The organism is Kytococcus sp. Marseille-QA3725 (genome assembly GCF_054950055.1).
Genome location: NZ_JBUCLA010000001.1, coordinates 504,325 through 515,516, shown reverse-complemented (window position 1 = coordinate 515,516; position 11,192 = coordinate 504,325). Strand labels below are relative to the sequence as shown.

Genomic DNA, 11,192 nt, shown 5'->3' with positions numbered 1-11,192 from the left:
GCACCGGCTGTGGGGCCTCCAGAACGCCCCTCCCCAGGCCCCGCGGATCAGCCGCGCAGCTGGTCGACCGCCGCCTGCAGGTCCTCGGGGTACTCGCTGGTGAAGGTGACGTACTCGCCCGACCCGGGGTGCGTGAAGCCGAGCTCGACGGCGTGCAGCCACTGCCGCTCCAGCCCCAGTCGCCTGGCCAGCGTCGGGTCGGCCCCGTAGGTGAGGTCGCCGGCGCAGGGGTGCCCCATCGCGGAGAAGTGCACACGGATCTGGTGGGTGCGCCCGGTCTCCAGGTGCACCCGGAGCAGCGAAGCCGCGCGATGGGCCTCGAGCAGCTCGTAGTGCGTGATCGAGGGGCGCCCGGTGGACATGACGGCGAACCGGTAGTCGTGACCGGGGTGGCGACCGATGGGCGCATCGACGGTGCCCGTCAGCGGATCCGGAAGCCCCTGCACCACCGTGTGGTACGTCTTGTCGACTACCCGGTCGCGGAAGGCCTGCTTGAGCACCGAGTAGGCCCGCTCGGACTTGGCCACCACCATGAGCCCGGAGGTCCCCACGTCGAGGCGCTGGACGATCCCCTGCCGCTCGGCGGCCCCCGAGGTCGAGATGCGGTAGCCCTCGGCGGCCAGTCCGCCGACCACGTCGGGCCCCTTCCACCCGACGCTCGGGTGCGCGGCCACCCCGGCCGGCTTGTCCACCACGATGATCTCGGTGTCCTCGTGGACGACCTTGAGCCCGGGGATCGGCTCGGTGCTCGGCAGCACCGGCTCGGTCCGGTTCTCGGCCGGCAGGGTGACGGTCACCAGCTCGCCACCGACCAGCCGATCCCCCTTGCCCAGCGCCTTGCCACCGAGGAGCACCCCGCCCTCGGCGGCGACGTCCGCGACCCGGTTGCGGGAGAGCCCGAGAAGACGGGACAGGCCCGTGTCGACGCGCTCCCCCTCCAGGCCGTCGGGGATCATCACGGTGCGGGTGTCGGTCATGCGGACTCCTCCTCGGTGTGTCGGGTCGTCCCGACCGCGTCGCGTGCGGTGGCCGTCTCCTCCACCTCGGTGGGCTCCACCCCGCGCAGCGCCTGCAGGACCACCAGCGCGGCACCGCAGGTGACGCCGATGTCGGCCACGTTGAAGATCGGCCAGTTGGGCAGCATCAGGAAGTCGACGACGTGGCCCCGGCCGACGCCGGGAGCGCGCACGAGCCGGTCCACGAGGTTGCCGACCGCCCCGCCGGCGATGAGGCCCAGGGCCACGCCCCAGACCGGGCTGATGACCTGCCGGCTGAACCAGAGGATCGCGCAGGTGACCACCACCGCCAGCAGCGTGAACACCCAGGTGAACCCCGTGCCCAGGCTGAACGCGGCACCGGGGTTGAAGACCAGCCGCAGCTGCAGCAGCTCACCCAGTAGCGGGACGGAGCGCCCCCGCTCCAGCGAGGCCAGGGCCCACTCCTTGGTGGCCTGGTCGACCACCACCCAGAGCGTGGCGAGCCCCGCCACCAGCGGCAGGTGGCCGCGTCGGGGGCGGGGTCGGGTGGGGTCTGTGGTGTGGGACGCGCTCAGCGTCGCTCCTGGTGCTGCTTGCATGGCATGCACAGGGTCGCACGCGGGAAGGCCTGCAGCCGCATCTTGCCGATCGCGTCGTCGCAGCTCTCGCACCGACCGTAGGTGCCGTCGGCGATGCGTCCGAGGGCGTTCGTGGTCTGCAGCAGCAGGGCGCGGGAGTTCTCCGCCAGCGACATCTCGTGCTGGCGCTCGCTGCTGAACGAGCCGGCATCGGCCTCGTCGCCCTGCGAGCCCATGGAGTCGCTCACAAGCTCGAAGAGCTCGGTCTCGGCCAGCTCGAGGTCACGGGTGAGGCGCGTCAGCTCGGACTCGAGCTCGGTGCGCACCTCCGTGAGCTCGCTCTTCGACCACGGCTCCTCGGTCTGCCCGACGACGAGCGTCTTGGCCTTCGCCGCCTTGCGGCCCGCGAGGCGCTCCCCGACCGTGGCGGTCTTCGTCGAGGCCTTCGCCCCCGCGATCTTCTTGCCGCCCTTGGCACCGGACTTGGCGGACTTGGCGCCCTTGCCGTCCGTGGCCTTCGCGGCGGACTTCTTGGTCGTCTTCTTGGTGGACGTCGTCTTCTCGTCCGCGGCGGCCGCCTTCTTGGTCGACGACTTCTTGCCGCTCTTGGCGCCCCCCGCCTTCTTGCTCCCCGCGGCCTTCTTGCCCGCCGAGTCGGCCTTCGTCTTCTTGGCCGTCGACGCCTTCGCCGCGGCCTTCTTGCTGGCGGTCATCGTGGCCACCGCATCTCCTCGGTTCGGCGGGCCCGGCCCCTTCGCGGACCCCCTGAGGAGGACCCGACCTGGACCCGTTCGCCCGTGCTCGGCGCTCCCTTCCGGAACGATTGCGGGAACCATAGGACGCACACCGACCCCGACCAAGCCGAGAAAGCTTTCGTGTCCGAATCGTCATCCACCGTTTTCCGGCCATTCACCCGGGCGGAATCCACTGGGGTGGACCGGCCCCCGCACGGCACCCGAGCGAGCCCCGCCCGACGGGACGCGACGCTCAGGACCAGAGCGAGCTCGCCCCGGCGATCGGGCGGGTGATCCGTCCGGTGGCCGGCCCGGGCGCGGAGGCGACCCGCGCCTGACCGGAGGCACCCGGCTCGGCCAGGTGACGCCGCTGCTCGGCGGCCCAGTCCCCGAACTCCTCGGCCCGCGCACGGAGCATGGTCTCGGCCTCCAGCAGTCGCTGACGCGCGTCGGCGATCCGCGCCTCGAGGCCCTCCAGCCGGCTCTGGACGTGGGCCTCCCGCGAACGGGCCGTCTCCTCGGCCGCCCAGACGTGCTCGTCGTGCAGCCGTTGGGCCGCGGCCAGCAGCTCGCCCGCCTCGGCCCCCTCCTCACCGGCCCGCTCCACCCGGTCGGTGGCCGCGGTCAGCCCGGCGACGCGCTGCTTGACGCGCTCCAGCGCGGCCTCGGCCTCCGCCTGCTCACGGCGCACCGCCTCCATCCGCTGGTGGGCGTCGTACTCGGCGCTCTCGGCCGCGTGCATGGCCGCCATGATCCGCTGGTCGGACTCCTGCCGCACCTGGTCCACCGCGTCCGCCCCGCCGATGCCCGCACCGGCCGGGACGAACCCGTCGTCCGCGGGCTCCGGCTCCGAAGGGGAACCGCCGACGAGGGTCCCCGAGGGGGTGACAGGCTCGACCGGGCCCTCCCAGCCGCCGGCGAAGGCGGGGGCGCCCCCGTGCTCGTACAGCCGGTCCCGCAGCGACTCGTTCTCCGAGATGAGGCGGCGCAGCTCCACCTGCACCCCGTCGAGGAACTCGTTCACCTGGGCCTTGTCGTAACCCGGGCGCAGCCGCGTCTCCTCGAACTCTCGCTCGAACAGGTCGTCGGGGTTCAGGGGCATGCTCGTCCTCTCGCGGGTCGACTCCCCCAGGAGTCTGCCACGCACACCACGCCCCGCCGGCTCCCGGCGAGTCGTGGTGTGGACGCGCACCCGCGTCAGGCCAGCGGATTCACCAGTCCCAGGAGCAGGAAGACCGCGATCGCGATCACCAGGAAGGCGATGTCCAGCTGGATGCCCCCGAGGTTCAGCGGCGGGATGAGGCGACGCAGCGTCCGCAGCGGCGGGTCGGTGACCGTGTAGGCACCCTCGGCCAGGACCAGCACCGGGCCCGACGGGCGCCAGTGCGGCGCGAACGACTGCACCCAGTCCAGCACCATCCGGACCAGCAGGGCCCAGAGGAAGAGGGACAGCAGCAGGTGGACCACTGCCAGGACGACCGCCACGGCTGTCAGGAGGTCTGGCCGGTCGGGTCCCCCTGGCCGCCCTCGGAGGAGACACCCTCCGGCGAGAGCAGGAACACCTTGTTCGTGATCCGGTCGATCGAGCCGTACAGGCCGAAGACCAGGCCGGCGGCGAAGTCCACCAGGCGCTTGGCGTCCCCGTCCGAGAGGTCGGTGAGGTTCATGATCACCGGCACCCCCTCGCGGAAGCTCTCGCCGATGAGCTTGGCCTCGTTGAAGGTGGCCGGGTGGATGGTCGTGATGCGGTGGATGCCACCCATGGGGACTCCTGTGGATCGGCGGGACTCGGGACGGGGGGCGGGCACCGGGCGCTCGCGACGCTCCCGGCGCTCCGGCACGGCCGCGACCGGGCGGGACTCGACGCGCTCCCGCTCCTCGGGCTCGTCACCCAGCGCGTGGGAACCGGCCTGCGGACGACCCGTGTCGCGCTCGTCCTCGAGCAGCTCGACCTCGTCGTCGTCGAACCGGTCGTACTCGTCGTACCGGTCGCGGTCGTCGTAGCGGTCCCGCTCGTCGATCTCGGCGAAACCCAGCAGTTCCATCGTCTTGTTGAAGACACCGGCCATGTCTCGCTCCTAGCTCCCGGCTGGTCGTGACGGGCATCGAGGGATTTTCCTGGCGCCTGGCCCGGCACCTGCTGCCACCGGACGGCCATGTCGGCACGGACGCTCTCGACGACGGGGCGCATCGGGCGGGCGGTGCCCTCGACGCGATGGGGCACAGGCTAGCCCAGCGGTGGACGGGCCCCCATGATTGCCGAACCCACGCGCACGTGTGTCGCACCGGCGGCGACGGCCTGCTCGAGGTCACCGCTCATGCCGGCCGAGAGCATCGTGGCCGCCGGGTGGCTCCCCAGCACCTCGCGGTGCACCGTGCCGAGGGCCGCGAAGGCCTCCGCGGGGTCGGCGGCGGGCGGGGCCACGGTCATGAGCCCCCGCAGCTCCAGCGAGCCCGCCTCGGCCACGGCGTCACACAGGGCGAGGACCTCCCCCGGGTGGGCCCCTCCACGACCGGCGGCCTCCGGCGGACCCTCGAGCAGCGGGTCGAGGTCCACCTGCACGCACACCCCCAGGGTCCGGTCGTGCCGCTCGGCCGCCCGGTCGAGCACCCCCACCAACTTGGGACGGTCCAGCGAGTGCACCAGGTGCGCGTAGCCCGCCACCGACCCGGCCTTCTTGCTCTGCAGCTGCCCGATGAAGTGCATCCGCACCCGCTCGGCGAGGTGGCGCTCGTCGGCCGGCAGGAGCTCCGGCCAGGCCGCAGCCTTCGCCGACGCCTCCTGGTCGCGGTTCTCCCCCACGTCACGCACCCCGAGGCGGGCGAGGCGCGCCACGTCCTCGGCCCCGAAGAACTTGGTGACCACCACCAGGGTCACCTCCTCGGGCGAGCGACCTGCCTGCTCGCAGGCCCGCGCGATGCGCTCGTGGGCCCGCTCCAGGCCGGTCGCGAGCGCACGGGTGCGCTCGTCGGCCCCGTCCGGCAGCACCACCTGCGGGGCGCTCACGCCGCCGCCTCCGCGCCCGGGGCCACGAGGCGGACGGCACCGGCCAGTCGGCCCGTCCGCCCGTCGCGGCGGTAGCTGAACAGGTCCGGGTCCTCCACGGTGCAGCCGCCCACCCACTCGCGCAGCAGCACGTCGGCACGGGCCAGCTGCTCGACCACGCCGACCGCGACGTCGATGCTGGGGGTCCCCCACGAGGTGCGTCCCGCGACCACCGGCTCGGCGGCCAGGGCCTCCTCGCGCATCAGGGCGGGCACCTCGTAGCAGCGCCCGCAGACCGAGGGGCCGACGACGGCCTCCAGCCGCTGCGCCCCACGGGAACGCATCGCCTCGACGGTGCGGCCCACCACGCCGGCCTGCATGCCCGGGCGCCCGGCGTGGGCCACCGCGCACAGGCCCCGCACCCGGTCCACCAGGAGCACGGGGGTGCAGTCGGCGACGACCACGAGCGCCGCCCCCGGCTCGGTGCCCGCGGCGTACCGCTCGGCGGAGTCGATGACCAGCCCGTCCCCCTCGGGCAGCATGTGCGAGCCGGCCGGCGTGTACCCCGAGGACTCGACGTCGACCACCCGCACGTCCGCACCGTGCACCTGGTTCATCCAGTGCAGGTCGTCGAGCCCCACCCCCAGCCCGCGCGCGACCGCCCGCCGGTGGGCGGTCACCCGGCCCGCGTCGTCACCGACGTGGTCCCCCAGGTTGAAGCCGGCCATCGCGCCCTGTCCCGGGAAGTGGTCGACCGCACGACGGGTGAAGAGCCACTCGACCCCCCACAGGTCGTCGGCCGGCGGCAGGGACTCCTGCCACCAGACGGGTGCGACGGCGTCGTTCGTCTGGGGGTGGAACGGGGACACGGCGACACCTTCCATCGCGACGGCACGGGACACCCCATTGTGCAGGCCCCGGGCGGGACGGCCGGTCGGATGCACAGACGCCGCTGGCCCCGGGGTGCTCCCCCGGGGCCAGCGGCGTCGGTCATCAGCGGTCCTGCCGCGACGTCACTTCAGGAAGTCGGGCACGTCCAGGTCGCTGTTGCGCTGACCCTGCTGCGGCTTCTGCTGCTGCGGCTGCTGCTGGGCCGGGCGCTGCTGGCGCTTCGGGGCGCCCTGCTGGGCGGGGGCGGCAGGAGCCTTCTGCTGCTGCGGCTGCTGCTGGGCCGGGCGCTGCGGGGCCGGACGGGACTGGCTGCCGAAGCCGGCACCCAGGTGACCACCGGCGCCCTGGGCGTTCTGGACGACCCGACCGGCGGTGCCGTTGCCGGCGTCCTCGCGGGGGGTGGGCTCCCCACCGTCGAACCCGGCGGCGATGACGGTGACACGGACCTCGTCGCCGAGGGAGTCGTCGATGACGGTTCCGAAGATGACGTTGGCCTCGGGGTGCGCGGCCTCCTGCACCAGGCGGGCGGCCTCGTTGATCTCGAACAGGCCGAGGTCGGAGCCACCCTGCACCGAGAGCAGGACGCCGTAGGCACCGTCGATGCTGGCCTCGAGCAGCGGGCTGGAGATGGCCAGCTCGGCGGCCTCCACCGCACGGTCGTCGCCACGGGCCGAGCCGATGCCCATGAGGGCCGAGCCGGCTCCCTGCATGACCGACTTCACGTCGGCGAAGTCGAGGTTGATCAGGCCCGGCGTGGTGATGAGGTCCGTGATGCCCTGCACACCCGAGAGGAGCACCTGGTCGGCACTGCGGAAGGCGTCGAGCATGGTGACGCCCTTGTCGCTGATCGACAGCAGGCGGTCGTTCGGGATGACGATGAGGGTGTCGACCTCCTCGCGCAGCGCCCCGATGCCCGACTCCGCCTGGTTGGCCCGACGGCGGCCCTCGAAGGTGAACGGGCGGGTGACCACACCGATGGTCAGGGCACCCAGGGAGCGGGCGATGCGGGCCACCACCGGCGCACCACCGGTGCCCGTGCCGCCGCCCTCACCGGCGGTCACGAAGACCATGTCGGCCCCCTTGAGGACCTCCTCGATCTCGTCGGCGTGGTCCTCGGCTGCCTGACGGCCCACCTCCGGGTCCGCACCAGCGCCGAGGCCACGGGTGAGCTCACGGCCCACGTCGAGCTTCACGTCGGCGTCGCTCATGAGGAGCGCCTGCGCGTCGGTGTTGACGGCGATGAACTCGACGCCCTTGAGGCCCACCTCGATCATGCGGTTGATGGCGTTCACACCGCCGCCGCCGATACCGACGACCTTGATCACGGCGAGGTAGTTCTGCGGGTTTGCCATGGAGGGGTGGCCTTTCCTGTGTCGGGCGCCGGACTGGCTACCGGGTCTGGGGCGACCCCGTCGAGGGATCAACCGTCTACTTCACGGTGAGAGTGCTGCACCGCGCGGGGACGCGGTATCTCGAGCGCGACTCACCGTTCGGTGCACTGTACGCCGTCGACCCCGGGTCCCGGGTGATGGCTGAACACTATGTCGCGGTTCGTGTCGTCGCCACTCTCATCGTCCACTTGAGGGTCACTCACCGGCGAGCAACCCGGGAGGTCACTCCCGGACCACCACCGCCCCCTTCTGCCGAGCGTCCAGGGTGGCCCCGGCGGACGGCGGCTGCTCCGCGAGGATCGCCTCCACCGCGGACTCGCGCTCGCGCATGTCACCGGCCTCGGTGACGTGCCCCCAGCGCACCACCCGGCTGTCGGGCAGCTCGGTCTCCAGCCCCGCGGAGGTGGCCCGGTATGTGCGCACCTCCTCCTGCACGCCGTCCGAGAGCAGCGCCAGCGTGGGCACGGCCCGGGCGAGCGCACGGTCGGCCTTCCCACCCTTCAGCCCGCCGGCGAGCTCGATCTCCGGCAGCCGGTCCACCCCCTTGCCGGAGGCATCGGCGGGCAGCGAGGTGATCGGCTCCCCCGAGGCGCCCAGCACCTCCTGGCCCGAGCCGGTGTCGTACCGCGCGACCGCCTCCTCGAGCTCCACGCGGAGGTCGACGGAACCGGTCAGTCCGCGCCCGACCTCGGCCGAGGCCACCCCCGGCAGCGCCTCCACACCCTCCCGGGCCTCCTCGGGGCGGAGGGTGGCCACGCGGTCCCCCACCCGGATGCCCGAGGCGCGCTGGACGGCGGCCGGGTCCGCCACCTCGTCGGCCCACGGCTCGGTCGCACCCGGGGATTCCACCTGCACGTCCACCGAGCGAACGACCCACCAGCCGGAGCCGTAGGCCACCCAGGCCCCGGCCAGGCCGAGGAGCACGGCCAGCAGAGGGGCCACCCACCACAGCGGCGACCTCTGCCGGGTGCCGGGCTCGGGGCGGACCACCCGCCGCTGCCGGGAGCCGTCGCGCGGGCCGGGCCGGGCGCTCCCCGTCACCGGGCCGCGTCCAGGGCGGACAGCACCGGCTCCCCCGCGGTGGTGATGTCACCGGCACCGACCAGCAGCACCAGGTCACCCGGGGCGGCAGCCTCCGCCACCGCCCCGGGCAGCTGGTCCAGACCGTCCAGCAGGCGGCAGGGGGTCGTCAGCAGGTCGCCGACCAACGAGCTGTCGACGCCCGGGATCGGCTCCTCGCGGGCCCCGAAGACCGGCAGCAGGAGCACCTCGTCGGCGGCGTCGAGACCGGATGCGAAGCCTGCTGCGAAGTCCCGGGTCCGGGAGTAGAGGTGCGGCTGGAAAGCGACGACCACGCGGTGCCCGGACTCGTGCGCCAGTGCGGCACCGGTGCGCACCAGGGCAGTCACCTTGTCCGCGTTGTGGGCGTAGTCGTCCACGACGAGCACCCCACCGGCCCGACCACGCACCTGGAAGCGGCGGCTCGCCCCGGCGAAGTCCGCGAGGCCCGCCAGAGCCTCACCCTCCACCTCAGATGAACCCTTGTCACCGTGGATCGTCGCGTGCACCGCGACGGCGTAGGCCGCGGCGGCATTGAGCAGGTTGTGGACCCCCGGAACCTTCACCCTCAGGTCGACGGTCCGAACCGAGAGGGCGTCGGTCAGGCTGCTCTGCCAGTCCATGCCTTGGTGGGAGGCCTCCCCCAGTTGCAGGTCGGGCCGGGGTGCCTCCGGCACCCCGAAGCCATAGGTGATCACCCGCAGGCGCCCCCGCTGACGGTCGGCCGCGGTACGGGCGCCCGGGTCGTCCGAGCAGGCGATGAGCACACCGCCGTCAGGGATCGTGTCGAGGAACTCGTCGTAGGCCCGCTGCACGGTCTCGAAGGTGCCGTAGAGGTCGAGGTGGTCCGGTCGCACGTTTGTCAGCACCGCCACCTCCGGGCGGTAGCAGAGGAAGGAGCCGTCGGACTCGTCCCCCTCGATGACGAACTCCGGGGCACTCCCCGCCTCGGCGTTGCTGCCCCGGCCGACGAGCTCGGCCCCCACGGCGAAGCCGCAGTCGCGTCCCGTGGCCTGCAGCGTCCAGGCCACCATCGCGGAGGTGGAGGTCTTGCCGTTCGCCCCCGCCACGACGACGCGACGCCGTCCCTGGGTCGCGAGCGCGAGGGCCTGGGCCTGGTGCAGCACGGGCAGCCCGAGGCAGCGCGCGGCCGCGAGCTCCGGGACCTCCTCCTTGGTCGCGCTGGAGACCACGACGGCGTCGGCCCCCTCGACCCGGGCCGGGTCCCAGCCCACGCGGGCGTCCACGCCGGCAGTGCGCAGCGAGTCCATCACCGGCAGGTCCGCGGGGTCCGACCCGCTGACCGCGATGCCGCGGGCGGCCAGCAGCCGGGCCACGCGGGAGACGCCGGAGCCGGCGACGTTGAGCAGGTGGATGCGCTGCCACTCCGCCAGCGCCGGGAGCTCGGCCCGGAAGTCGAAGCGGGTGGGGACGCCGGCGATCGTCCCGCCGGCCTGCTGGGGCTGCTCCGTCATCGGACGGCCTCCTCGATCATGTGCACCAGGTCCAGGGCCGCCCGACCGGAGCCCAGCGAGGACGCCGCGCGCGACATCGCCTCCAGCCGAGGGGCGTCGGTCGCCAGCGTGACGAGCTCACCGGTGACCCACTCCGGGGTGACGGAGTCGTTGTCCACGACGACACCACCCCCGGCGTTCACCACGTCGGTCGCGTTGAGCCGCTGCTCCCCGTTCCCGATGGGCAGCGGCACGAAGACCGCGGGCAGGCCGACGGTCGAGAGCTCGGTGACCGTGTTCGCGCCCGCACGGCAGACGACCAGGTCCGCCGCGGCATAGGCCAGGTCCATCCGGTCGCAGTACTCCCGGACCACGTAGCGCGGCCCCTCGCCCACGTCGTGCCGCTCCAGCAGCGAGGCCGGCACCTTGCCCGACCCGGTCAGGTGCAGCACCTGCACGCCCGCGGCCAGCAGGGCGTCGGCCGAGGCGGCAAAGGACTCGTTGAGCCGGGCGGCCCCCAGCGATCCACCGGTGACCAGCACCGTGGGCCGGTGGTCGGTCAGGCCGAAGAAGGCCAGCGCCTCCGCCCGCAGGGCGTCCCGGTCGATCTCGGTGATCTCGGTGCGCAGGGGCATGCCGACCAGGCGCGAGCCGCGCAGCCGGGTCTGGCTGAAGGTGGTGGCCACGTGCGGCGTCATCCGGGCCCCGAGGCGGTTGGCCAGGCCGGCCACCGAGTTCTGCTCGTGGATGACCACCGGGATCCGCCGCCGACGGGCCGACAGGTAGGCCGGTGTGGAGACGTAGCCGCCGAAGCCGACGACCACCTGCGCGCCGGTGTCGTCGAGCACGCGGCCGGCCGCGTCAACGGCCTGCTTCAGCGCACGGGGCAGGCGCAGCATCGCTCCCCCGGGGCGGCGCGGGAAGGGGACCTTCGGGATGGTCCGCAGGGGGTAGCCACGCTCCGGGACCAGCCGGGCCTCCAGGCCCTCCGCCGTGCCGATGGCGGTGATCCGCACGTCGGGGTGCTCGCGGCGCAGCGCGTCGGCGGTGGCGATGAGGGGCGAGACGTGGCCCGCCGTCCCACCTCCGGCCAGGACGACCGAGTTCAACGAGGTCATGGAT

At 73.3% G+C, this 11,192-nt stretch carries 12 protein-coding genes; all 12 read right to left on the bottom strand.

Going from position 1 to position 11,192, the window contains the following annotated elements; all coding sequences use genetic code 11:
• Window positions 1-47 precede the first annotated feature (47 nt).
• Window positions 48-977, bottom strand: a complete 930-nt coding sequence (locus tag ACY8FT_RS02340; protein WP_462417339.1) for an RluA family pseudouridine synthase — start codon at window positions 975-977, stop codon at window positions 48-50.
• Entirely contained in the window at window positions 974-1,489 is a 516-nt protein-coding gene (lspA, locus tag ACY8FT_RS02335) for a signal peptidase II (RefSeq protein ID WP_462417338.1), read from the bottom strand. Before lspA ends, ACY8FT_RS02340 begins: the two co-directional genes overlap by 4 nt.
• Window positions 1,490-1,548: 59 nt before the next feature.
• Complete coding sequence (locus ACY8FT_RS02330) at window positions 1,549-2,268, bottom strand: TraR/DksA family transcriptional regulator (protein ID WP_462418381.1); 720 nt, start codon at window positions 2,266-2,268, stop codon at window positions 1,549-1,551.
• A 274-nt stretch (window positions 2,269-2,542) separates the two neighbouring features.
• Window positions 2,543-3,391: a DivIVA domain-containing protein gene (locus ACY8FT_RS02325; protein WP_462417337.1), complete on the bottom strand. Its 849-nt coding sequence runs from the start codon at window positions 3,389-3,391 to the stop codon at window positions 2,543-2,545.
• A gap of 95 nt (window positions 3,392-3,486) precedes the next feature.
• Entirely contained in the window at window positions 3,487-3,774 is a 288-nt protein-coding gene (locus ACY8FT_RS02320) for a YggT family protein (RefSeq protein ID WP_462417336.1), read from the bottom strand.
• Between the two features lie 5 nt (window positions 3,775-3,779).
• A complete protein-coding gene (locus ACY8FT_RS02315) occupies window positions 3,780-4,358 on the bottom strand; it encodes a cell division protein SepF (RefSeq protein ID WP_462417335.1) in 579 nt (192 codons plus the stop codon).
• A 158-nt stretch (window positions 4,359-4,516) separates the two neighbouring features.
• Window positions 4,517-5,296 (bottom strand): YggS family pyridoxal phosphate-dependent enzyme, encoded by a 780-nt coding sequence (locus ACY8FT_RS02310; RefSeq protein ID WP_462417334.1) that lies wholly within the window; start codon window positions 5,294-5,296, stop codon window positions 4,517-4,519.
• Window positions 5,293-6,144: a purine nucleoside phosphorylase YfiH/LACC1 family protein gene (locus ACY8FT_RS02305; RefSeq protein ID WP_462417333.1), complete on the bottom strand. Its 852-nt coding sequence runs from the start codon at window positions 6,142-6,144 to the stop codon at window positions 5,293-5,295. Before ACY8FT_RS02305 ends, ACY8FT_RS02310 begins: the two co-directional genes overlap by 4 nt.
• A gap of 144 nt (window positions 6,145-6,288) precedes the next feature.
• Entirely contained in the window at window positions 6,289-7,518 is a 1,230-nt protein-coding gene (gene ftsZ, locus ACY8FT_RS02300) for a cell division protein FtsZ (protein WP_462417332.1), read from the bottom strand.
• 261 nt (window positions 7,519-7,779) lie between these two features.
• Entirely contained in the window at window positions 7,780-8,598 is an 819-nt protein-coding gene (locus ACY8FT_RS02295) for a cell division protein FtsQ/DivIB (protein ID WP_462417331.1), read from the bottom strand.
• Window positions 8,595-10,091 (bottom strand): UDP-N-acetylmuramate--L-alanine ligase, encoded by a 1,497-nt coding sequence (gene murC / locus ACY8FT_RS02290; RefSeq protein WP_462417330.1) that lies wholly within the window; start codon window positions 10,089-10,091, stop codon window positions 8,595-8,597. The genes ACY8FT_RS02295 and murC overlap by 4 nt, the downstream gene beginning before the upstream one ends.
• The gene (gene murG, locus ACY8FT_RS02285; protein WP_462417329.1) at window positions 10,088-11,188 is read right to left on the bottom strand and encodes an undecaprenyldiphospho-muramoylpentapeptide beta-N-acetylglucosaminyltransferase; all 1,101 of its coding nucleotides are present in this window, start codon (window positions 11,186-11,188) and stop codon (window positions 10,088-10,090) included. Before murG ends, murC begins: the two co-directional genes overlap by 4 nt.
• Window positions 11,189-11,192 lie beyond the last annotated feature (4 nt).

Bases quoted from the DNA above. Each gene is read 5' to 3' on its own strand.
- ACY8FT_RS02340 (WP_462417339.1), bottom strand. From the start codon at position 977: ATGACCGACACCCGCACCGTGATGATCCCCGACGGCCTGGAGGGGGAG.
- ACY8FT_RS02330 (WP_462418381.1), bottom strand. From the start codon at position 2,268: ATGACCGCCAGCAAGAAGGCCGCGGCGAAGGCGTCGACGGCCAAGAAG.
- ACY8FT_RS02325 (WP_462417337.1), bottom strand. From the start codon at position 3,391: ATGCCCCTGAACCCCGACGACCTGTTCGAGCGAGAGTTCGAGGAGACG.
- ACY8FT_RS02315 (WP_462417335.1), bottom strand. From the start codon at position 4,358: ATGGCCGGTGTCTTCAACAAGACGATGGAACTGCTGGGTTTCGCCGAG.
- ftsZ (WP_462417332.1), bottom strand. From the start codon at position 7,518: ATGGCAAACCCGCAGAACTACCTCGCCGTGATCAAGGTCGTCGGTATC.
- murC (WP_462417330.1), bottom strand. From the start codon at position 10,091: ATGACGGAGCAGCCCCAGCAGGCCGGCGGGACGATCGCCGGCGTCCCC.
- murG (WP_462417329.1), bottom strand. From the start codon at position 11,188: ATGACCTCGTTGAACTCGGTCGTCCTGGCCGGAGGTGGGACGGCGGGC.